Origin of the sequence: Bradyrhizobium sp. BLXBL-01, assembly GCF_051853025.1 — a bacterium.
Classification (GTDB): Bacteria; Pseudomonadota; Alphaproteobacteria; order Rhizobiales; family Xanthobacteraceae; genus Bradyrhizobium.
Window position 1 is genome coordinate 7,529,412 of the sequence record NZ_CP182471.1, and the last position, 21,787, is coordinate 7,551,198.

Sequence of the window (21,787 nt, forward strand, 5' to 3'; positions counted from 1 at the left end):
TGATTCCCGGGACTTCGGCACGTCCCGGTGACGGCTCTCATGCAAGGCTACATCAACTGCCGAACGCGCGGAAGAAGATTCGCCAGCCACGACACTTCGCGTTTTGCGACTAGGGCAGAGACGTTGCCTCACGTTGCGAGATCAGCGCGCGCTGAACCTTCGCTCGCGCGCTCTGTACAGATGATCGCTGATCAATTGCCGCAGCTTTGCCGGGTCATCGAACTCGAGCTGGACGGCGAACGGCACGATGCCGTCAGGCACGCCTTCGCGGCCGCGCAAGCGTGCAAGATCCTTCTCCGTGGTCACCAGCGTGAGCTGCTCGCGCTGAGCGTCGGCTGCGAGCGCTGCGATCTCGTCCTGCGAAAACATGTGGTGGTCGGCGAAGGCGCGCGTGCGCGCGACCTCGACGCCGCTCGCACGCAGGGTGCGGAAGAAGCGCTCGGGATCGCCGATGCCGGCGAAGGCGAACACCCGCTTGCCGGAGAGCTGCGCGAGCGAGGCCGCATCCGGCTTCAGGCGCGCACGCAGCTCGGGCTTGTTCCGCTTCGCGATCTCCGCCGCGACATCGTTGGCGGCATTGCCGTCGCCGATCAGCACCAGCGCGTCGGTGCGCGCGAGCTGCACCTCGAGCGGTGCGCGCAGGGGGCCCGCGGGAAACACCTTGCCGTTGCCGAGGCCGCGCTCGCCGTCGATCACGATCAGCGAGGCGTCCTTGAACAGAGCAGGGTTCTGGAAGCCGTCATCCATCAGGATCACGGTCGCGCCTTGCGACTTCGCCAGCGCGACGCCGTCGAGGCGGTCGCGCGCGACCGCGACCTGGACGTCGCGCGACATCATCAAGGGCTCGTCGCCGACGTCGGACGCATCGTGGCGCGCGCGGTCGACCATGACAGGACCCTTCAGGCGCCCGCCATAGCCGCGGCTGAGCACGACAGGCGTCTCGCCGAGCTCGCGCAGGAGCTTCGTCAGCGCCAGCACGGTCGGCGTCTTGCCGGCACCGCCGACATGGTAGTTGCCGACGCAGATCACGGGGATGCCGGCGTCAAAGCCCTGGCGCAGCATGCGCCGTGCGGTGATCGCGCCGTAGAGCGCACCGAGCGGCCATAGCGCATACGATTGAAGGGGGCGTGGCCGGTACCAAAAGGCCGGCTCACGCATTGGCGGCCCCCATCTCGATCCGCAACTGCAACAGATAGGGCTCGAGCGCGGTCATGGTGCGATCGAGCGCACCGCCAAGCTGCTCGACCACGCCCGTGCCTGCGCGCTGCATCTTGTCGCGCGTAGTGGGATCGGCCAGCAGCTGGCCGAGCTGCTTGACCAGCGCTTCCTGCGTGTCGGCCTGCCGCGCCCCGCCGTTCGTATCGAGCGCCTCATAGACGTCGGCAAAGTTGAACACGTGCGGACCGTGGACGATCGCGGCGCCCAACTTGATCGCCTCGATCGGATTCTGCCCGCCATGGTGGATCAGCGATCCGCCCATGAAGACAATTTCCGAGAGCCGATAGAACAGGCCGAGTTCGCCCATCGTGTCGGCGACATAGACGTCGGTCGTCGCCGTCGGCAGCTCTTCGCGCGAGCGCAAGCTGGGCTTCAGCCCGGATGCGGTGACCAGGCCTGCGATCGAGGAGCCGCGATCCGGATGCCGCGGCACGATCACGGTGAGAAGCTGCGGGAAGAAGCCGACCAGGCTGCGATGCGCCGCGATCAGCATCTCGTCCTCGCCCGGATGGGTCGAGGCCGCAACGATGATCGGACGCCCACGCGTCATGGCCATCAGCCGTTCGAGCTTGGCGGGATCGGCCGGCGGCGCCGGCACGTCGAGCTTGAGATTCCCCGTCGTGACGACGTCGCGGCCGCCGAGCGCGGCAAAGCGCTCGGCGTCGGTCTTCGACTGTGCAAGACAGATGTCGAACCGCGACAGCAGCGCCGAGATGGTGCCGTGCATGCGCCGCCAGCGCGGGAACGAACGCGGCGACATCCGTCCGTTGATCAGCACCATCGGCACCCGGCGCGCCGCGCCGGCGAGGATCAGGTTCGGCCACAGATCGGATTCGATGAACAGCGCCAGCGACGGCTTCCAATGATCCAGGAAGCGCGCGACGTAGCGCGGCGAGTCATACGGCACGTATTGATGGATGACGTCGGGCGGAAAGCGTTTGGCGACGACCGCCGCCGAGGTGACCGTGCCCGAGGTGAGCAGGATGCGCAGATTGAGCTCGCGCAGGCGCTCGATCAGCGCCGCCGAGGCCAGCACCTCGCCCACGCTGGCGCCGTGGATCCAGACCAGCGGGCCATGCGGGCGCACGTCGCGGGACAGGCCGCGCCGCTCGCCGACGCGCGCGGGATCCTCCTTGCCCTGCTTCAGCCGCCGCTTGATCAGCGCAGGCGCAAGCGGCACCAGGCCGGCGGCCAGGCGCCGGTACATCCGCAGCGTGATCGGCAGCGCAATGGGCAGCGACTTAGGCATCTTCCGGTCCCGGACGGCCGAGCTGCGCATAGGCGCGGCGGGTCGCCTCGTTCAGGGTGTCTTCCAGCTCCTGCCGCAACGTCTCCATCATGGCGGCGTCGGCATCTGCGGGAACGTGGATTTCCTTGATGCCGACCAATGCGCCCCGCCCGAATGGCAAATTGATGGTGGTGCGGTCCCAGTTCTTGAGCCGGACGAAGCGGCTGGTCGCCATCGCGAAAGGCATGATCGGCCGTCCCGATTCCCGTGCCAGCATGATAATGCCGAGCCCCGCCACGCGCGAGCGCTTGGGGACGTCGGCGGTCAGCGCGACATTACAACCGGCTTGGAGCGTCCGCACCATTTCCTTGAAGGCGCCGACGCCACCTTTACGGTGAAACGCGCCGCCATGGTCGCCGGAACCGCGGATCGTGCCGATCCCGAGCCGCTCGGCGGCGATCGCATTGAACTCGCCGTCGCGGTGCCGGGAGATCAGCACCTTGGCCCGATAGGAGGCCTTGTTCTGGTTCTTGATGAAGGGCGTCAGGAAATGTTGGCCGTGCCAGAACGCGAAGATCGCAGGGAGCTGCGGCTCGACGCGCTCATAAATGTCGGGCGGATCGATCGTGAAGGTGTTGGTCCGCCAGACCAGACGCAGATATTCGGCCGCCAGGACCCCGACGGCACGCTGAAACCAGCTGCTTCGCAGCGTATTGCGAAGCAGTTTTTTCAACGCGCCGGTTCTTGATTCGGATCGAGCAGCCGATGCAGGTGGACGATGAAGTAGCGCATCTGCGCGTTGTCGACCGTGCTCTGCGCCTTGGCCCGCCAGGCGGCGTGGGCGGTGGCATAGTTCGGATAGAGGCCGACGATATCGACGTCGTCCAAATTCTTGAAGGTGTTGTGCTCGAGGTCGACGAGTTCGCCGCCGATGACGAGGTGGAGCAGTTGTTGCGGGGCACTATCTGGCATGAGTTCTGTTCCTAGCGGGCTGCCCGGCAAAGCAGTGTTCGAGAAGCACGAGCGAAAGCGCCTTAGGCTAAGGGACGATTGCGAAAATGCGCGACAATGCCCGCATGACGATCGCGTCCCGCTGCCACCAGCACCCCGTGCGCCACTTCCCGGCGGTTATAGAGGATGGGTTCTCCGGAGAGGTCGCTCATCCTACCATCCGCTTCCTGCACGATCAAATCGGCCGCCGCAAGGTCCCAATCATGGCTGTTGCCGCCCGCGAAGGCCGCATCCAGCGCGCCATGGGCGACCCGGCACAGCCGCAACGCCAGCGAGCCGATTCGCCGGTGCAGCTTGATCTCGCCGAGCGACGGCTTCAGCCGCTCGACCAGCGGCTTCGGGCCGGCGACGCGGGCGAAGTCGAGCTCGGATCCGCTCGTCGCGCGCACCGGCTTGTCGTTGAGCGTCGTGCCCTGGCCGCGCATTGCGAAGAAGAATTCGTCGGTGGCCGGGGCGAACACGGCGGCAAGCACCGGCGAAGCGTCCTCAACCAGCGCCACGCTGACGCACCATTCATCGTGGCCGCCGAGATAATTGCGGGTGCCGTCGATGGGATCGACGATCCAGGTCAGCCGCCGCGACAGCCGCGCCGCATCGTCGGCGCTCTCCTCGGACAGCCAGCCATAATCGGGCGTCGCTGCGCGCAGGCGCGCTTCGAGCAGATCGTTGACGGCGATATCGGCCTCCGAGACCGGCGAGGACGCACCCTTGGTCCACTTCCGCAGCTCGGTGCGGAACATCGACTGCGCCAGCGCGCCCGCCTCCCGCACCGTATCCTTCAGCAGCGCCGCGTCGCGGGTTAGGATCGTGTCGTCGAGAGCAGCTGCCATCGGGTTCAATCGCGTGGCACGGCGAGAACACCTCTCCCCATCGGGGAGAGGTCGATTTGCGCAGCAAATCGGGTGAGAGGGCTCAGGCCCCACGAGAGAGCGGTCCCCTCACCCGCGCCTCCGGCGCGACCTCTCCCTACGGGAGAGGTGAGCCAAGCTGCAACAGCTCGATCAGCGTCCGCCAAGCGTCAAACCCTCGATGCGCACCGTCGGCGCATTGACGCCGTAGCGGAATTCGAGATTGTTCGCCGGCTGCATCGACTTGAAGATTTCGAACAGGTGCCCGGCGATCGTCACTTCGCTGACGGGATAGGTGATCTCGCCGTTCTCGATCCAGAAGCCGGAGGCGCCGCGGCTGTAATCGCCGGTGACGCCGTTGACCCCGGAGCCGATCAGATCGGTGACGTAGAAGCCCTGCTTGATGTCGGCGATCAGCTCGGCCGGCGTTGGCGTGCCGGGCTCGAGATGCAGATTGTACGGCCCGGGCGAGGGCGAGGAAGACACGCCGCGATGGGCGTGACCGGTGGTGGTGAGGCCGAGCTCGCGCGCGGTGGCGCAATCGAGCAGCCAGGTCGTCAGCACGCCGTCGTCGACCAGCGCGGTCCGCTTCACCGCGACGCCTTCGGCGTCGAAGGTCTGCGAGCGCAGGCCGCGCTTGCGCAAGGGATCGTCGATGATGCGGATGTTTTTCGCAAACAGCTGCTGGCCGAGCTTGTCCTTCAGGAAGCTGGTCTTGCGCGCGATCGAGGCGCCGTTGATGGCGCCGACGAGATGGCCGACGAGCGAGCCGGCGACGCGCGGATCGAACACCACCGGCACCTTGCAGGTCTCGACCTTGCGCGGATTGTAGCGCGCCACGGTGCGCTCACCGGCGGAACGGCCGACGACCTCCGGCGACAGCAGATCGGCGCCATGCGGCGCCGAGGTGAAGTCGTAGTCGCGCTCCATGCTGGTGCCATCGCCCGAGATGGCGGTGGCGGAAATGCCCTGGCTGGAGCGCAGGTAGGAGCCGTGGAAGCCGGTCGAGGTGACGAGCACCATGCCGCCGATGCCGGCGGAGGCCGAGGCGCCGCCGGACTTGGTCACGCCCTTGACGCCGAGTGCCGCAGCTTCGGCCGCGAGCGCGCGACGCTCGAGCTCGGCGGTCGTGGGCACGGCGGGATCGAGCAGGTCGAGATCGGGGAAGTCGCGCGCGAGCAGCGCAGGATCGGCGAGGCCGACAAATTTGTCGTCGGGCGCGACGCGCGCCATCGCGACCGCGCGCTCGGCGAGCTTGGTGACGGCATCGCCGCTGACATCGTTGGTCGAGACCACCGCCTGGCGCTGGCCGACCAGCACGCGCAGGCCGACATCGTCGCCCTCCGACCGCTCGGATTCCTCCACGCGCCCGTCGCGGACCTCGACGCCTTGCGAGACGCCGCGCACCGCGACCGCATCGGCCGCATCGGCGCCGGCGCGCCTGGCTGCCTCGACCAGCCGCTGCGCGAGATCGGAGAGCGCGGACTGATCGAGCAGGTCGCGATTGGCGGTAGTCGAAAGCGTCGAGCTTGGTGAAGAGTTCACGAACGAAATCCTGTTGGGGCGGGGTTCGGGACCGGAACCCACAGATGTGCCCTGATAGCGCGGACTTCAAGCATTTTCAGCCCGCCAAAAGCTCAGATTCGCGACGTCGGCGCAACGTCTCGTCAATCATGCGCGCCAAGGTCTTGTCAATCATGAGGTGCAGTGACGGTGGGTTAACCAGCCTTTTTAAGCGGTTTCGGACCGCCGCGCGCTAAGGTCCTCGCATCGACCGGGAACATAATCCCGGCGGGGAGAACGAAGCCGTGAGGCGTCAAACAGCAACATGCGGGGCTAACCCCGCCGGGTCGAGCCGCTCGTTGCGGCTCGACCCTCTTTCCCTTCCGGTCCGCTTCGATGCGCATGACCCGCGCGCCGACGGACATGTCAGGCAGATCGAGCTTCATCGCGAGCGCGTCGTGCTGCGCCGTGCCGTGCGCGGCATGCAGATGGCGATCAACGTGCGCGTCGCCGACTTCACCGGCGTTGCCTTGCGCGGCAATGACGAGGCGCAGACGCTCGTTCTCGTGCACCGCGATCCCTCGCTGTCCATCCCGCTGCTGATCGGCACTGACGCGGACGAGATCGCGCAGGCCTGGACGATCTGGAGCGAGATCTTCGCGCTGCCGCAGCTCGACGAGGGCGCCCGCAAGCCCGCACCGCGCCGCCGCCGCGCCAACGCAATCCGCGCCCGCCGTCCGAAATTCTTGATGCGCCGGCGCACCGCCATGGCGCGCGAGCTACTGGTTCACCGCGACGAGCGCGAGATCATCGCGAGGAATTAATGGTGCCGTAGGGTGGGCAAAGCGACTTGTCCGCCGTAGCTCGAAGAGCGAAGGCGGAAGCGTGCCCACCGCTTTGTCAATCATTGAGAGATCGTGGGCACGGCGCAAGCGCCTTTGCCCAACCCTACGAGAGCTGCGCTCGCATCATCGCGTCCGCGAGCAATCCCGCAAACAGCAGCAGACCCGCATGCTTGTTCGACTTGAACAGGCGAAGGCACAGCCCGGGATCGTCGATCTTCAGCCGCACGATCTGCAAGGCCAGATGCGCTGCGAAGGCGGCAAGCCCGAGCCAGGCCGGCCAGCGCGCTTCGCCAGATGCCAGCGCGACGCCGATCAACATCACCGCGAGCCCGTAGAACAGCACCAGCGCCTGGCGCGTATGCGCACCGAACAGGCGCGCAGTCGACTTGATGCCGATCAGCGCATCGTCCTCGGCGTCCTGATGCGCATAGATCGTGTCATAGCCGATCACCCAGGAAATCGCGCCGGCATAGAGCACGAGCGCGGTGACATCGATGCGGCCGAAGGTGACGGCAAAGCCCATCAAGGCGCCCCAGGAGAAGGCGAGCCCGAGCACGATCTGCGGCCACCAGGTGATGCGCTTCATGAAGGGATAGATCGCAACGATCAGGAGCGAGGCGATGCCCGTTGCGATCGCGAAGCGGTTGAACTGCAGCAGCACCACGAGACCGACCAGCGCCTGCGCGATCATGAAGACCAGCGCCTGCCTGGTGGTCACCTGCCCGGACGGCAGCGGCCGCGAGCGCGTACGCTCGACCTTGTCGTCGAGGTCGCGGTCGGTGATGTCGTTCCAGGTGCAGCCGGCCCCGCGCATCACGAAGGCGCCGATGAAGAACAGCACGATGGTGAGCGGCAGACCACGCACGTCATGCGCCATGCCGGCGGCCAGCGCCGCCGACCACCAGCATGGCATCAAGAGAAGCCAGGAGCCGATCGGGCGATCGAAGCGGGACAGGCGCAGGTAAGGCCGCGCCCAATGCGGCGCGAGCGTATCGACCCAGTTGCCGGTGGAATCGGCAACGCGGGCGGATGTGCTAGTGCCCAGTTTTCGAAGTTCGTATTCCATCGCGGCGTATTCCGGTACGAACTTCGAAAACTACAAGGGCACAAGCCAGAAAATTATAAATTCACGTGCCGCTTATCGATTTGAAGTTCCTATGAGGATCTCGCGGCGAGCACCGTAGGAACTTCAAATCGGCGGCACGTGTATCATCGGGTCAGGACGTTGCCGTTGAGCGTATCGAAGGTGCTGCCGCCCTTCTTGCCGGCATTGGCCTCGGGCGCCGAGCCCGAGCCCAGCACCTCGCTCAGCGACGGACCGGCCGGACCGCGCGGCTGATTCTGCATCTGCTGCGCGACGTTGCAGACCTTGGTCTGCATGGCCTCGGTGTTCTTGTGGCCTTCCTTCATTTGCGCGCCGATCTGCGGCGGGATTCCGCACTTCGAGGCATTGGCCTCGATGTACTTGATCATCTTCAACTCGGCCTGGCTGAAGTTGCGGATCAGCTTGCAGGCCTCGTCCGGCTGCGCATGACGGTCGCTCGCGGCCTTGATCAGCTTGCCGCGCTTCTCGGCCTCTTCGCGCAGGGGCATGAACGCCTTCATGCAGTCCTCACCGGGACCGGCCTGCGTCGGCGGAGCCGCGCTGAAGCCGCCGGCGCCGCCGCCGACCGGGGCAGCGCCGTTGACGGGAAAGGACGATTGCGGCGCGCTCCCCATCGACGCGGTGGGCGCCGAGCCGTTCACGGGCGGAAACGGCGAGCTGTTCGAAGCCTGGTTGGGCAGTGGCGCCGGGAAGGCGCTTTGCGCACAAGCGCCGGCGGCACTCATGGCGACCATGGCGGCAGCGAGCGGAACCATCAAATGACGGATCATCAAGACAGTCTCTCCGGCAGGAGCTTACGGGGTTCAGGGCTTCCCAATTGAAGCGTGACCAGCGTGTTCGCGTTTTTACGATTCCCGCCGGCGCTTAACAACCCGTGGAATAGGGCGAGAGCGCGGCGCTGGGACGCACCAGATTGGCAATATTTACCCCGGAATGGCGCCTTTCGGTTAAGAACAGCCGGTAACCGGACCCCCAAAGCGATGCCTTCCCACGATTTTCGCGCCCCGCGCCTGTTCGTCGATGCCCCCCTGGCCCAGGACGCCAGGGTGCCGCTCGACCGCGACCAGAGCAACTATCTCGGCAATGTGCTGCGGCTCGGCGCCGGAGCCGAGGTCCTGGCCTTCAACGGCCGGGATGGCGAGTGGCAGGCCGCCATCGAAGGCCGCAAGCGGCCGGACGGCCTCGTGATCCTCCAGCAGACCCGGCCCCAGGACCGGCTCGCCGACCTCACCTACGTGTTCGCCCCGCTCAAGCATGCCCGGCTGGATTACATGGTGCAGAAGGCCATCGAGATGGGCGCCGCGGCCCTGCAGCCCGTCCTGACCCGGTTCACCCAGGCCTCACGGGTCAATACCGAGCGGATGCGCGCCAATGTGGTCGAGGCGGCCGAGCAATGCGGCATCCTCAGCATCGCCAGCGTGGCCGAGCCGGTGCCGCTGGAGCGCTTCTTGAGCCAGCGTCCCGCCGATCGCCTGCTGATCTTCTGCGACGAGGCAGCGGAGGTCCAGGATCCGATTCAGAGCCTGCAAGGCGCGCGCGAGGCCAGGCACGGGATCGACCTGCTGATCGGCCCGGAGGGCGGTTTTGCCGAGGAAGAGCGGGCGCTGCTGCTGCGCCAGCCCAAGATCCTGCGGCTGGCGCTCGGCCCCCGCATCATGCGGGCGGACACCGCCGCCGTCGCCGCCCTGGCGCTGGTGCAGGCGGTGCTGGGCGATTGGGGCGGCAAGAGCACCTGATCCTGCGCATTGCCCACCCGTTAAGCGATTGATCCTTTGGAGGTCGAAACCGCTGTCGGGCCATGCTAAGGCCTGCGCCAATTCGCCTCCCCTTGCCCTGCCCGGTTCCGCCGGGACGATGGACTCCTGAGATGACCGCGACTGCCACCTCAAATGCTGCCGGCTCCGCCGCCTGGGCGGATACGCTGCTCTTGTCGTTCGCGCAGGCCGGCTATGTCAGGGCCGAGCCCGCCATCCTGCAGCCGGCCGAGCCGTTCCTGGACCTCTCCGGCGAGGACATCCGCAAGAGCTTGTACCTGACCACCGACCTCTCCGGCGAGGAGCTCTGCCTGCGCCCGGACCTGACCATTCCTGTCGCGCGCGACTATCTCGCCTCAGGCCGGGCCGGCCAGCCGGCGGGGTTCAGCTATCTCGGTCCGGTGTTCCGCTACCGCAGCGGCCAAGCCAGTGAATTCCTCCAGGCCGGCATCGAATCATTCGCCCGTCAGGACCGCGCCGCGGCCGATGCCGAGATGCTGGCGCTGGCGCTGGAGGCGACGGCCGCCTTCGGCGTCCGCGACGTCGAGATCCGCACCGGCGATGTTGCCTTGTTCAATGCGCTGCTCGACGCGCTCAACCTCTATCCGGTCTGGCGCCGCCGCCTGGTCAAGGATTTCAACCGCAAGATCAGCCTGGAGCAGGATCTGGAGCGGCTGGCGGCCGCGACCACCGCGACGCGCAGCGAATATGAGGGCGTGCTGGCGGCCCTTGCCGGCTCCGACCGCAAGGCGGCGCTCGCCTTCGTCACCGATCTGATGTCGATCGCCGGCACCACCAATGTCGGCGGCCGCACCACGGCCGAGATCGCCGATCGCTTCCTCGAGCAATCGACGCTGAAGGGCGGCGCGCTGCCGCGCGAGGCGATCGCCGTGCTCAAGCGCTTCCTGTCGATTTCGGGCAATCCCGACGATGCCATCGCCGAGCTGCGCGCACTCACGACGGACGCGAAGCTCGATCTCGCTTCCGCGATCGATCAGTTCGAGAGCCGGGTCGGCTTCATGGCCGCGCGCGGCATCGATGTGAAGCAGACCCGCTTCTCGACCGCGTTCGGACGCGGGCTCGACTATTACACCGGCTTCGAATTCGAGCTGCACCACAGGGGCAACGGCGCCGAGCCGCTGGTCGCCGGCGGCCGCTACGACGGGCTGATGACCCAGCTCGGCTCGACCGAGCCGATCCCCGCGGTCGGCTTCTCGGTCTGGGTAGACGCGCTGAACCGGATCGGCCGCAAGGTGGGAGCTTAAGTCATGAGCGCGCCATTCGTTCTGGCCGTTCCCTCCAAGGGCCGCCTGCAGGAAAACACCGAGGCCTTCTTTGCCCGGGCCGGCCTCAAGCTGTCGAAAGCCGGCGGCGCCCGCGACTATCGCGGCACCATCGCAGGGCTCGACAATGTCGAGGTCGCCTATCTCTCGGCGAGCGAGATCGCCTCGCAATTGTCCCGCGGTTTTGCCCATCTCGGCGTCACCGGCGAAGATCTCGTGCGCGAGAACATCGCCGATGCCGACAAGCGCGTGTCGCTGATCGAGGGGCTCGGCTTCGGTTATGCCGACGTCGTCGTCGCGGTGCCGCAGGCCTGGATCGACGTCCGCACCATGGCCGACCTCGACGACGTCACCACCGGCTTCCGCGAGCAGCATCACATGCGGATGCGGGTCGCGACCAAGTTCGTCAACCTCACCCGCGGCTTCTTCCAGGCTCACGGCATCACCGATTACCGCATCGTCGAAAGCGCAGGCGCCACCGAGGGCGCGCCGGCGGCCGGCAGCGCCGAGCTGATCGTCGACATCACCACGACCGGCGCGACGCTCGCCGCCAACGGCCTGCGGGTGCTCGACGACGGCGTGATCCTGCGCAGCCAGGCCAATCTGGTGGCCGCCAAGGAGGCCGACTGGTCGCCGCAGGCGCGCGAGACGGCTCGCGTCATCCTCGACCACATCGCAGCCCGAGCGCGGGCCAACAAGTACCGCGAGGTCCGCACCCGCTTCCGGCAATGCGATGCCGCCCTGCTCGGCGACGCCCACAGCCGGTTCGGCGTGGAAGCGCCGTTCGGCGGCCCGACCTCGTCAGGCATGCTGACGCTGCACTGCCCACCGGGGCAGCTCTACGCGCTGGCGAGCTTCCTGCGCGAGCATGGCGCCGAGACCGTCTCGGTGGTCTCGCTCGACTACGTGTTCGACCGGGAGAACCCGCTGTTCGCCAAGCTCGAGGCGTTCCTGCGGCGGTGAGCCCGACGTTTTGAGCAGCTCCGTTCAGCGTAGCGACAGCAAACGGCTGCTACCATATGCTGTTGAGATGACCTTTGACCGCCTCTGGAACCTTGATCGATGACGCTGGGCTCTGACGTTTCCGGCATGACGACCACCGCAGCCAACGCCGCAGCGAAGGGGCTGTCGATCGTCATCCCCGTCTATAACGAGGCGGCGGGCCTTTCGGCCCTGCACCAGCGCATCTGCGAGCTCGCCAGGACCCTGCGGCAGCGCTATCGCCTGTCTTGCGAGGTCGTTTATGTCGACGACGGCAGCAAGGATGCGACGCTGTCGATCGCGCGGTCATTGCCGGCCGACGCAATCGACGTTCAGGTGGTGTCGCTGTCGCGCAATTTCGGCAAGGAGGCCGCGCTGATGGCGGGCCTGGACCATGCCCGCCTCGGCGCCGTCATGTTCATGGACGGCGACGGCCAGCATCCGCCGGCGCTCGTCGAACAGCTGGTGCGGCACTGGATCGATGACGGCTATGACGTCGTCTACACCGCGAAAGCGCATCGCGACAACGAGCCATTCCTGCGCCGCCTCGCCGTGCACGGCTTTTACGCGCTGATCAATTGGGGCGCCCGCCAGAAGATTCCCGAAGATGCCGGGGATTTCCGCCTGCTGTCGCCGCGCGCGGTCGCTGCGCTGAGGCAGCTGCCGGAACGCAACCGGTTCTTCAAGGGCCTCGCCAGCTGGATCGGTTTCCGCCAGATCCGCGTCGACTACGAGCCCGCAGCGCGTTCACATGGCGTCACCACCTTCAACGCCGCGAGCCTGCTCGGCCTCTCGATCGAGGGCCTGACGTCGTTCTCGGTGGCGCCTCTGCGCTTCGCCAGCCTGTTCGGCGTCATTCTCGCCGGCGGCGCCTTCCTGTTCGGCCTGTCCATCCTCTGGGAGGTCTGGACCACAGGCAAGCAGGTCCCGGGCTATCCCTCGCTCGTGGTCGGCCTGATGACGATCGGCGGCGTGCAGCTCATCATGATCGGCATCGTCGGCGAATATATCGGAAAGATCCTTTCCGAGCTGAAGGCGCGTCCGATCTACTTCGTCGCCGAGCACAGCGAGAAGCATTTCGAAGCCGGCAAGGCCGATGAGGCCGCGAGCAGGACGGCAGCCGAATGAGCGTGGCCGCGAGGGCGCGGCGGATCTGGCTCTGCGCCGACGATTACGGCATCAGCCCGGGGGTCAACCGCGCCATCCGCGACCTGATCGAACGCGGCCGCCTCAACGCCACCTCGGTGATGATGGTGGGGCCTGCGATCGCGCGCGGCGACGTCGAGGCGCTGCAGGCTTCGGCAACGCAAAGCCCGCGTTGCGCGATCGGATTGCACGTGACGCTGTCGGCGCCATTCCGGCCGCTCACCATGCATTTCCGCCCCTTGGACGGCGACATGTTCTTCGCCTTTCCCAAGCTGCTGCGCGCCGGATTGATGCGGCGGCTCGACCGTGAATTCATCCGCAACGAAGTGAAGGCGCAGCTGGCCGCCTTCATGGACGCGTTCGGACGCGCCCCTGACTTCGTCGACGGTCACCAGCATGTGCAGCTCTTCCCGCAGGTGCGCGACGGCTTCGTCGATGCGGTGGCCGAGGCTGCGCCAAAGGCCTGGGTGCGCCAGGGCGGCCGCGACCTGCCGCTTCGGCAGCGGCTGGCCTCACCGAAAGCCCTGGTGCTCGATGGTCTCAGCGCGCAATTCCGCCGCCGCGCCGGCCATGCGGGCCTCAGCTTCAACCCCGGTTTCGCCGGCGCCTATGATTTCACGCGCGCCGCCGATTTCGGCGCCTTGATGCGGCAATTCCTGGAAGGCCTTCCCGATGGCGGCCTCGTGATGTGCCATCCCGGCTTCGTCGATGATGTCCTCACCGGCCTTGATCCCATGACCGACGTCCGCGAGCGCGAGCACGCCTATCTCGCGGGCGATGCCTTCGCGCGCCTGCTGGCGGACAGCAACGTGACACTGGGATGAACGACGAAAAGCGCGCCAGAGCCAGCTTGTCGCATACCGAAATTTAATCCGGCCGGCACTGTTGGGGCCACATTGGAACCCTACATCTCCTTTCGCGCTTGGTTTGGCGCGAAGGAGACAGATCATGACGCCGCAGGAACGCCAGCTCGTCGACGACCTTTTCGACCGGCTTTCAAAGCTGGAAAATGCACCGCGCGATCCCGATGCGATCGCCGCGATCTCCGACGGCCTGCGCAAGGCGCCCGGCGCCATCTACGCGCTGGTGCAGACCACGCTGGTCCAGGACGAAGCGCTGAAGCGCGCCAATGCCCGCATCCAGGAGCTGGAAGCGGCCCATGCGCCCGAGCAGGCGCAGTCCGGCGGCTTCCTCGACACCATGCGCGACACCCTGTTCGGCTCGAGCCCCTCGCGCGGCTCGGTTCCGAATGTGCCGCCGCGTGAGCAGCGGCCGACGTGGAACAGCGGCCAGGCGATGCAGCAGGGCCAACCGGGCTACAGCGCACCTCCGCCTTATGGGCAGGCCTATGGCCAGGGTCCGGGTCAGGGCTATGGCGCTCCGCCGGTCGGCGGTGGGGGCGGCTCGTTCCTGGGCACGGCGGCGGCGGCCGCGGCCGGCGTCGTCGGCGGCTCCCTGCTGCTCTCGAGCATCCGCGGCATGATGGGCGGATCGCACCAGCAGGCTTTTGGCGACACCAACGCGCTCGGCGACCGCAGTCCCTGGAGTGGGGGCGGCGATCAGTCCGGCGGCTCGCTCGCGCGCGATGCCGGCCTCGACGACGTCGGCTCAAACCGGGAGTCCCGCCACGGCTTCTTCGACCAGGCGTCGAACGACCGCGACAACAACGACCAGAACTACGGCGACGATCGCGACGATAGCTTCGACGCGGCCGACAACAGCGACTTCGGCGGCGATGACGACGGCGGCAGCGATTACGCGTAGGCCATTCGACCGACAGATGTGAAACGGCCGCCTCCGGGCGGCCGATTTCTTTTCAAGCAGGGCTCAACGCGCGCTGCTCTGCACCACAGGCCAAGACGCCATTGGATATAATATGACTACTGCATGCGTTGTCGGACAGCACCATGCAGAACGTCACGACGTACGCCTGACTTCACCATACAGAGCGAAATCGTCCTCCGACACACGCTGCCGTAGACTCCCGGATTTCCAAATTTGGACATGGGTGTTCAACTGGAAGAACACGTTGCTTATGCCACACGCCGTGGCTGCCTCTCTTGGCTACAGTCGGGAGTTTTGAGAATGAGCCCACTTCAACAGCGCATCGCGAACCTGAGCGACGTCACAACCCATCTCATCACCGAATTGTACGAGTTGGAGGGACTGCACGAGCGCCTCAGGAAGGCCGAGCTGTCGGTGCGGCGGTTGAAGCGCTTTGCTCGCGCACCGCATTCGGCTACATCAACTCGCCGTCGCCGCTCCGCTGTCCCTCGTCCTGGATCGAGGCAACGTCAGTAGACGTGACCATTCAGGCAGGCGTTCGGCGGCAGCAGCGCCCCCTTCGATGCCCCGCAGGTCGAGCCGACGCGGCACGCGGATCCGATCGCTCCATCGATCGCATGACCCTTCACATCACGACGACCTTGGTGCCGACATTGACGCGGCCGTAGAGGTCGATGACGTCCTCGTTGCGCATGCGAATGCAGCCGGAGGAGACGTTGGTGCCGATGGTCCAGGGCTCATTGGAGCCGTGGATGCGATAGAGCGTCGATCCCAGATACATCGCGCGGGCACCGAGCGGATTTTCCGGGCCGCCTTCCATGTGCCTGGGCAGATCGGGCCGGCGCGCGAGCATTTCCGCCGGCGGCGTCCAGTCCGGCCATTCGCGCTTGGCGGTGATCGATTTCACGCCGGACCAGGTGAAGCCGGGACGACCGACGCCGATGCCGTAGCGCAGTGCCCGGCCGTTGCCCTCGACGAGATAGAGGAACTTGTTCGGCGTATCGACCACGATCGTGCCGGCACTTTCCTTGCCGCTATAGTCAACGAGCTGTTTCTCGAATCTCGGATCGAACGGACGCTGCCGCGGATCGACCGCCTCCTGCTGGAGAGACGCGCCCTGCTGATAGCCGCCCTGCATCTGCGGCTCGCCCATCGGCGGCAAGCGCCGCTGGTCGTAATAGCCGGGCTGCTGCTGATACACCGGCTGCTCCGGCGCGTAGGCCGGGCCGCGGCCGGGGCCATCGCCGAACAGGAATTCGATGAAGCCGCCGCCCATGTTGGAATTGGACGCGACGCGCACCGGCGCCGGCGGCACGCGCGGCTGGTAGAGCACCGCAGGCGGATCGTTCGGCACGCTGTTGTCGAAGGCGCTGGCCTCGTTCGCGCCGGCCATGATGGTGCAAGCGCTGCCGAGCAGCGCGACAGACATTTTCTTGAACATCGACGTACTCTGTACTGTTTCGTCTAGATCACATGCGTCGTGGAGAGCCGGTGGCTGATCCGCGCCCTTCGACGTGGTCAATAAAGAGCAAAAGCCGTTTTGTTTGGTAAACGGAAAGCGCGTTTCGATTCACCACGTCGCGAGCGCGCCGGCAATTTGGCGATCAGCGTTTATTTTCGATGAACGCAGCGCGGCCATGGTTAATCGCTTCTTTGCACCGCGTCGCGCGACGCCGCACAACAGTTCCGGTTGTGAACTTCGTGTTAAATCGCTTCTGCCTACAAAGACGCGTGAGTGAGGTGGGGGGAGTATCCTGATGGCTGTTCACCGCAAGCGTTTTCGCGTCGAGGATATCGCCGGTGGCGAGATGCCGATTTTGGACGTAACCGAAGAGGCAATCCCGATGCATAGCGAGATCATGGCCGAGCTGCGCGCGATCCGCGCCCAGATGGCGAAGGGCATCGTCGCGGCCCCGCTGTCCGGCAGCGCTGCCATGGCGGCGATCGACGCGTCGACGGCCCACGAGCTGTCCGAAGCGCGCACCATGCTCGAGACCTACCGGGCGCAGATCGAGCAGTGCGAGAAGCTGAAGGTGGAGCTCGACCTCATCCACGACGCCATCGACCGCACCAAGCGCGAGATCGCGACATTGCACGGCAAGAGCTTCGACGGCGGCGAGATGGCCAAGGTCAATGGCGAGCTCGGCGCGGTGGTCGGCGGCACCGAGCAGGCGACCCAGCAGATCCTCGAAGCCGCGGAATCGATCGACCAGGCCGCCAGCGCGATGTCCAAGGTGGACTCGGTCGATCAGCAGAAGCGCCTTGCCGACGACATCCAGGAACGCGTCATCTCGATCTTCGAAGCCTGCAACTTCCAGGACCTGACCGGCCAGCGCATCAGCAAGGTCATGACCACGATGAAGTTCATCGAGCAGCACATCAATGCGATGATGGAGATCTGGGGCGGCGTCGACGCGATCAAGTCCCATGTGCCGGCGCCGGTCGACAGCCGCAGCGAGGACGAGAAGCTCCTCAACGGCCCCAAGCTCGCCGGCGACGTCGGCCACGCCTCGCAGGACGACATCGACGCGCTGTTCGACTGAACGGGGGCGATATAGAAATAACAAAGCGCCGGCCTTGGGGCCGGCGTTTTTTGTTTTTCGTCATTGCGAGGAGCGAAGCGACGAAGCAATCCAGGCTGTCTCCCAGGAGGCAGTCTGGATTGCTTCGCTCCGCTCGCAATGACGAAACGTTAGGCCAAGGGCTGCCTCACGCCCTCGGCGCGCAGCGGACGTAGACCATGTTGCCGTAGCGGGTAGCGGCGTCCTTGTCGATGAAGCGGGTGATCATGACGCGACCGTCGAAGGAGACGATCTCGCGATCCTGCTCGCCGGGGGTCGGGCCGGCCGGTCCGATGTAGTTCTTGCCGCTCGGCGAGCCCTTCAGCCGCAGCTCCTGCGGCGTCGCCTGGTCGGCGAGATGCATGATCACGCCGCCGGAGGAGCCGGCGGTGATCACGTAGGGATTCTTGCATTGCTCGCGCGCCATCTTCTCGGTACGGGCGCGGTCGGCCGGGTTCTGGAACGAGGCGAGGCCCCAGCGGCCGACGATCTCGTCGCCGCGGATGGTGGCCGGCATTTCGGGCGCAACGCCCGGTTCGGCCTCGGGCGGCGGCGAGGACGACGTGAGGGACGGCAGGCTGAAGCCGCCGCCGCAGGCGCCCAGCAGCAGCGCCAGACAAGAGGCGGCCGCCAGATTGGCAACCGTGCGCGCGTGAGCCGAACTGATCATGGCATTCCCCCGAACAAGACCATGGCCGCACCCCTCGAGCAGCCAAGCGCAAAATCGCTGCCGGAGCAATGACGTCGTTCTCTAAGCCGGCGCCCCGAGCGAGTTTCCAATGCCACCATCCTATATCCGCCTCAACAACCGCTTAACCACCTTTGCTTGACAGGATCGCGGCCAAGCCATATTTCCGGACCCACTATTAGCACTCGGAAAGCCCGATTGCTAAGCGCGCCGTTCGATCCTCGACGAGAGGGTGGACGGAAGCGCCGCCCCACCGACCCCACTACTTCCGAAGCGAGCCTCCAAAGGGAAACGTCATGGCTAAATCCAAATTTCGTCCGCTGCATGACCGTGTCGTGGTCAAACGTATCGACGCCGAGGAAAAGACCAAGGGCGGCATCATCATTCCGGACACCGCCAAGGAAAAGCCGTCCCAGGGCGAGGTCGTCGCCGTCGGCCCCGGCGGCCGCGACGAGACCGGCAAGCTGATCCCGATCGACCTCAAGGTCGGCGACCGCGTGCTGTTCGGCAAGTGGTCGGGCACCGAGGTCAAGATCGACAACGAAGAGCTCCTGATCATGAAGGAGTCGGACATCATGGGCGTGCTGGCCTAAGGCCATCCGCCTGAACGGCCGCTGAATGTCATGCCCGGATCCAGGCGATCCGGGCATCCATCGTTCCGCCGCGACTAGACAAGACACATCACGTAACACGAGGGATTGCAGACCATGGCTGCCAAAGACGTCAAGTTTTCCGGAGACGCGCGCGATCGCATGCTGCGCGGCGTCGACGTTCTCGCCAACGCCGTCAAGGTGACGCTCGGCCCGAAGGGCCGCAACGTCGTCATCGAGAAGAGCTTCGGCGCCCCCCGCATCACCAAGGACGGCGTCACCGTCGCCAAGGAGATCGAGCTCGAGGACAAGTTCGAGAACATGGGCGCCCAGATGGTGCGTGAGGTCGCCTCCAAGACCAACGACCTCGCCGGCGACGGCACCACCACCGCGACCGTGCTGGCCCAGGCGATCGTGCGCGAAGGCGCCAAGGCCGTCGCCGCCGGCATGAACCCGATGGACCTCAAGCGCGGCATCGACACCGCGGTGGCCGCCGTCATCAAGGACATCGAGAAGCGCGCCAAGCCGGTCGCCGCCTCCTCCGAGGTCGCCCAGGTCGGCACCATCTCCGCCAACGGCGATGCCGCCATCGGCAAGATGATCGCCCAGGCGATGCAGAAGGTCGGCAACGAGGGCGTCATCACCGTCGAGGAGAACAAGTCGCTCGAGACCGAGGTTGATATCGTCGAGGGCATGAAGTTCGACCGCGGCTATCTCAGCCCCTACTTCGTCACCAACGCCGAGAAGATGACCGCCGAGCTCGAGGACGCCTACATCCTCCTGCACGAGAAGAAGCTCTCGGGCCTGCAGGCCATGCTGCCGGTGCTGGAAGCCGTGGTGCAGTCGGGCAAGCCGCTCGTCATCATCGCCGAGGACGTCGAGGGCGAGGCGCTGGCCACCCTGGTCGTCAACCGCCTGCGCGGTGGCCTCAAGGTCGCTGCCGTCAAGGCGCCGGGCTTCGGCGACCGCCGCAAGGCCATGCTGGAGGACATCGCGATCCTGACCGGCGGCCAGCTGATCTCCGAGGAGCTCGGCATCAAGCTCGAGAACGTCACGGTGAAGATGCTCGGCCGCGCCAAGAAGGTGGTGATCGACAAGGAGAACACCACGATCGTCAACGGCGCCGGCAAGAAGCCCGACATCGAGGCCCGCGTCGGCCAGATCAAGGCCCAGATCGAGGAGACCACCTCGGACTACGACCGCGAGAAGCTGCAGGAGCGCCTCGCCAAGCTCGCCGGCGGCGTCGCGGTGATCCGCGTCGGCGGCGCCACCGAGATCGAGGTCAAGGAGAAGAAGGACCGGGTCGAGGACGCGCTCAACGCCACCCGCGCCGCGGTGCAGGAAGGCATCGTCCCCGGCGGCGGCGTCGCGCTGCTCCGCGCCAAGAAGGCGGTCGGCCGTCTCACCAACGCCAATGACGACGTCCAGGCCGGCATCAACATCGTGCTGAAGGCGCTGGAAGCCCCGATCCGCCAGATCTCCGAGAACGCCGGCGTGGAAGGCTCGATCGTGGTCGGCAGGATCCTGGAGAACAAGTCCGAGACCTTCGGCTTCGACGCCCAGAACGAGGACTATGTCGACATGGTCGAGAAGGGCATCATCGATCCCGCCAAGGTGGTGCGCACCGCGCTGCAGGACGCCTCCTCCGTGGCCGGCCTCTTGGTGACCACCGAAGCCATGGTCGCCGAGCTGCCGAAGAAGGAAGCTCCGCCCGCCATGCCCCCCGGCGGCGGCATGGGCGGCTTCTAAGCCTCCGTTCCGTGACAGAGTTGCGAAGGCCGCCTCCGGGCGGCCTTCTTTTTTGCCGATCCTGCCTGTTTCGCTTTCCGATTCAACCAGCGGCCAAAACCCACTACGGTGACGCGCCGATTCGATTGTTTGGGCATGATCCTCTCGGGAAACCGCTTCACACTTTTCCGGATCATGCCCGTTGCGCGAGGATGTCATCAATGCGTGCGCTTCTGGTCTGTTCGACGGCCGTTCTGGCGGCCCTGCTCGCCGTTCCGCCGCAGGCGTCCGCCCAGATGAAGCTGTCGCCGAAGGCGACCGCGCCGGGCGGAACCGAGACGCGCTATTTCACCTCGATCGACGGGCTGATGGACGGCAACGCCGACGTGATCCTGAAGGAGACGCGCCAGGGCAAGACTGTGACCGCGGCGGTGCTCGACGTCTGCTACCCCATCGCGAAAAATTCCGACCGCAAGGACCGCTTCGTCGTCAACCTCCAGGTCGCGGGCCAGACGCTGACGGGAACGACGCAAAGCGTCGGCGAGAAGTCGCCGGTCAGCGTCAAGCTGACGCGCAAGCAGTCCGGCGACATGTTCGAATTCCGCGGCCAGATCGCGATCGGCCAGGCGGTGACCGAGGTCACCTCGCCGGACAATTCCGATCTCAGCGAAAAGGAATTCCTGGACAGTCAGACCTCAGACGACGGCATCACGCCGCAGCCGAAGGATTTCACCGACGTCTCGCCGGAAGCGATCGCGGTCAAGGTCAAGCTCGACGCGGCGACCGACTTCCTGAAGAGCCTGAAGGGCCAGGAGGTCGAGGTGACGCTGGCGAGCCTCAATGTCGGTTGCGACGCGCTGCGCGCGGGCGAGCAGACCATCACCATGTCGGTCGATCCGGAGCGCGCCGGCGCGCTGCTGGCGAAATTCAAGGCGATGCCCGGCGTCACCGCCGCAGGCTGGACCGCGGGCATGACCGAAATGGACCGCACCATCCGCTTCACCGCGGCGGACTGGCGCGAGGGCGACAAGATCAACAAGGGCAAGCTGGCAACGGCGGTCGCGAACGTGCTGAGCAGGACGCTCGCGGCAAAGCCGGTCTCGCAGAACTTCAACCCCGCCACCGGTAAGCTCAAGCTGGTGTTCAAGCGGCCGAACCAGGATTTCCCGGCGCTCGAGCTCACCGACACGATCGAGGTCGCAGGGCTGGTCTCGCCCGACAAGCCGGGCACCACCGACAAGCTCATGCTCTGGATCGGCAGCCCGGCGACGACGACGGCCGACGAGGGCAGCGGGGCGAGGCTCAATCTGTCGGACGACGCTTCGGCCGACGAGGAAGGCGATCTGCCCGACGACAACGGCTCGATCGAGGCGCTCGTCAAGGAGCTGAAGGGCCAGCGCTGGGATGCCGACAAGTCGGTGTGGAAGTGACCTGATGTGCCCCGGACGTAGCGCGAAGCGCTGCGAGCCGGGGCCCAGAGGCCACACACGAGATTGTAGAAAGAGCCTGGGTC

At 66.1% G+C, this 21,787-nt stretch carries 21 protein-coding genes; 11 read left to right on the forward strand and 10 right to left on the reverse strand.

Annotated elements, in window-relative coordinates:
* Nucleotides 1–141: 141 nt before the first annotated feature.
* From lpxK to ACNJYA_RS34875, 6 genes are all read right to left on the reverse strand, one after another.
* Nucleotides 142–1,158 (reverse strand): tetraacyldisaccharide 4'-kinase, encoded by a 1,017-nt coding sequence (gene lpxK / locus ACNJYA_RS34850; RefSeq protein WP_439401571.1) that lies wholly within the window; start codon nucleotides 1,156–1,158, stop codon nucleotides 142–144.
* Nucleotides 1,151–2,497: a 3-deoxy-D-manno-octulosonic acid transferase gene (locus ACNJYA_RS34855; protein WP_439401572.1), complete on the reverse strand. Its 1,347-nt coding sequence runs from the start codon at nucleotides 2,495–2,497 to the stop codon at nucleotides 1,151–1,153. The genes lpxK and ACNJYA_RS34855 overlap by 8 nt, the downstream gene beginning before the upstream one ends.
* Nucleotides 2,460–3,179, reverse strand: coding sequence for a lysophospholipid acyltransferase family protein (locus ACNJYA_RS34860; protein WP_260381016.1), 720 nt, complete (start codon nucleotides 3,177–3,179; stop codon nucleotides 2,460–2,462). The genes ACNJYA_RS34855 and ACNJYA_RS34860 overlap by 38 nt, the downstream gene beginning before the upstream one ends.
* A complete protein-coding gene (locus ACNJYA_RS34865; protein WP_027575891.1) occupies nucleotides 3,176–3,418 on the reverse strand; it encodes a DUF4170 domain-containing protein in 243 nt (80 codons plus the stop codon). Before ACNJYA_RS34865 ends, ACNJYA_RS34860 begins: the two co-directional genes overlap by 4 nt.
* Before the next feature lie 62 nt (nucleotides 3,419–3,480).
* Complete coding sequence (locus ACNJYA_RS34870; RefSeq protein WP_439401573.1) at nucleotides 3,481–4,287, reverse strand: 3'(2'),5'-bisphosphate nucleotidase CysQ; 807 nt, start codon at nucleotides 4,285–4,287, stop codon at nucleotides 3,481–3,483.
* A 171-nt stretch (nucleotides 4,288–4,458) separates the two neighbouring features.
* On the reverse strand, nucleotides 4,459–5,850 hold the full coding sequence (locus ACNJYA_RS34875; RefSeq protein WP_212259329.1) for a TldD/PmbA family protein: 1,392 nt from the start codon (nucleotides 5,848–5,850) through the stop codon (nucleotides 4,459–4,461).
* A 263-nt stretch (nucleotides 5,851–6,113) separates the two neighbouring features.
* Here ACNJYA_RS34875 and ACNJYA_RS34880 point away from each other — a divergent pair, with 263 nt between their 5' ends.
* A complete protein-coding gene (locus tag ACNJYA_RS34880) occupies nucleotides 6,114–6,632 on the forward strand; it encodes a DUF6101 family protein (RefSeq protein WP_212259328.1) in 519 nt (172 codons plus the stop codon).
* 124 nt (nucleotides 6,633–6,756) lie between these two features.
* On the opposite strand, the gene ubiA is transcribed toward ACNJYA_RS34880, so the two are convergent.
* The gene (gene ubiA, locus ACNJYA_RS34885) at nucleotides 6,757–7,719 is read right to left on the reverse strand and encodes a 4-hydroxybenzoate octaprenyltransferase (protein WP_439364686.1); all 963 of its coding nucleotides are present in this window, start codon (nucleotides 7,717–7,719) and stop codon (nucleotides 6,757–6,759) included.
* Nucleotides 7,720–7,862: 143 nt separating this feature from the next.
* Nucleotides 7,863–8,528 (reverse strand): hypothetical protein, encoded by a 666-nt coding sequence (locus ACNJYA_RS34890; RefSeq protein WP_212259326.1) that lies wholly within the window; start codon nucleotides 8,526–8,528, stop codon nucleotides 7,863–7,865.
* Nucleotides 8,529–8,738: 210 nt separating this feature from the next.
* Here ACNJYA_RS34890 and ACNJYA_RS34895 point away from each other — a divergent pair, with 210 nt between their 5' ends.
* The 6 genes from ACNJYA_RS34895 to ACNJYA_RS34920 all read left to right on the forward strand — a co-directional run bounded on the left by ACNJYA_RS34895 (nucleotide 8,739) and on the right by ACNJYA_RS34920 (nucleotide 14,686).
* Complete coding sequence (locus ACNJYA_RS34895; protein ID WP_439364687.1) at nucleotides 8,739–9,494, forward strand: 16S rRNA (uracil(1498)-N(3))-methyltransferase; 756 nt, start codon at nucleotides 8,739–8,741, stop codon at nucleotides 9,492–9,494.
* A gap of 131 nt (nucleotides 9,495–9,625) precedes the next feature.
* The gene (locus tag ACNJYA_RS34900) at nucleotides 9,626–10,777 is read left to right on the forward strand and encodes an ATP phosphoribosyltransferase regulatory subunit (protein ID WP_439401574.1); all 1,152 of its coding nucleotides are present in this window, start codon (nucleotides 9,626–9,628) and stop codon (nucleotides 10,775–10,777) included.
* Nucleotides 10,778–10,780: 3 nt separating this feature from the next.
* Nucleotides 10,781–11,758, forward strand: coding sequence for an ATP phosphoribosyltransferase (gene hisG / locus ACNJYA_RS34905; protein WP_439401575.1), 978 nt, complete (start codon nucleotides 10,781–10,783; stop codon nucleotides 11,756–11,758).
* Nucleotides 11,759–11,857: 99 nt separating this feature from the next.
* Entirely contained in the window at nucleotides 11,858–12,904 is a 1,047-nt protein-coding gene (locus ACNJYA_RS34910; RefSeq protein WP_439401576.1) for a glycosyltransferase family 2 protein, read from the forward strand.
* Nucleotides 12,901–13,746 (forward strand): ChbG/HpnK family deacetylase, encoded by an 846-nt coding sequence (locus ACNJYA_RS34915; protein WP_439401577.1) that lies wholly within the window; start codon nucleotides 12,901–12,903, stop codon nucleotides 13,744–13,746. The genes ACNJYA_RS34910 and ACNJYA_RS34915 overlap by 4 nt, the downstream gene beginning before the upstream one ends.
* A 124-nt stretch (nucleotides 13,747–13,870) precedes the next feature.
* Nucleotides 13,871–14,686, forward strand: coding sequence for a DUF2076 domain-containing protein (locus ACNJYA_RS34920; protein ID WP_439401578.1), 816 nt, complete (start codon nucleotides 13,871–13,873; stop codon nucleotides 14,684–14,686).
* A gap of 646 nt (nucleotides 14,687–15,332) precedes the next feature.
* Here the strand turns inward: ACNJYA_RS34920 and ACNJYA_RS34925 are convergent.
* Nucleotides 15,333–16,148, reverse strand: a complete 816-nt coding sequence (locus tag ACNJYA_RS34925; protein WP_439401579.1) for a L,D-transpeptidase family protein — start codon at nucleotides 16,146–16,148, stop codon at nucleotides 15,333–15,335.
* 316 nt (nucleotides 16,149–16,464) lie between these two features.
* Here ACNJYA_RS34925 and ACNJYA_RS34930 point away from each other — a divergent pair, with 316 nt between their 5' ends.
* Nucleotides 16,465–17,250, forward strand: a complete 786-nt coding sequence (locus ACNJYA_RS34930) for a protein phosphatase CheZ (protein WP_172787146.1) — start codon at nucleotides 16,465–16,467, stop codon at nucleotides 17,248–17,250.
* A gap of 166 nt (nucleotides 17,251–17,416) precedes the next feature.
* Here ACNJYA_RS34930 and ACNJYA_RS34935 read toward each other — a convergent pair whose 3' ends face one another.
* Entirely contained in the window at nucleotides 17,417–17,938 is a 522-nt protein-coding gene (locus ACNJYA_RS34935) for a hypothetical protein (protein WP_212259320.1), read from the reverse strand.
* A gap of 314 nt (nucleotides 17,939–18,252) precedes the next feature.
* Between ACNJYA_RS34935 and ACNJYA_RS34940 the strand changes: the two genes are divergently transcribed.
* The 3 genes from ACNJYA_RS34940 (at nucleotide 18,253) to ACNJYA_RS34950 (ending at nucleotide 21,704) form a co-directional block, all read left to right on the forward strand.
* Nucleotides 18,253–18,549 (forward strand): co-chaperone GroES, encoded by a 297-nt coding sequence (locus ACNJYA_RS34940; protein WP_025033779.1) that lies wholly within the window; start codon nucleotides 18,253–18,255, stop codon nucleotides 18,547–18,549.
* A gap of 114 nt (nucleotides 18,550–18,663) precedes the next feature.
* Complete coding sequence (gene groL / locus ACNJYA_RS34945) at nucleotides 18,664–20,295, forward strand: chaperonin GroEL (RefSeq protein WP_212259319.1); 1,632 nt, start codon at nucleotides 18,664–18,666, stop codon at nucleotides 20,293–20,295.
* Nucleotides 20,296–20,495: 200 nt separating this feature from the next.
* A complete protein-coding gene (locus ACNJYA_RS34950) occupies nucleotides 20,496–21,704 on the forward strand; it encodes a hypothetical protein (protein ID WP_439401580.1) in 1,209 nt (402 codons plus the stop codon).
* The last annotated feature ends 83 nt before the right edge of the window (nucleotides 21,705–21,787 follow it).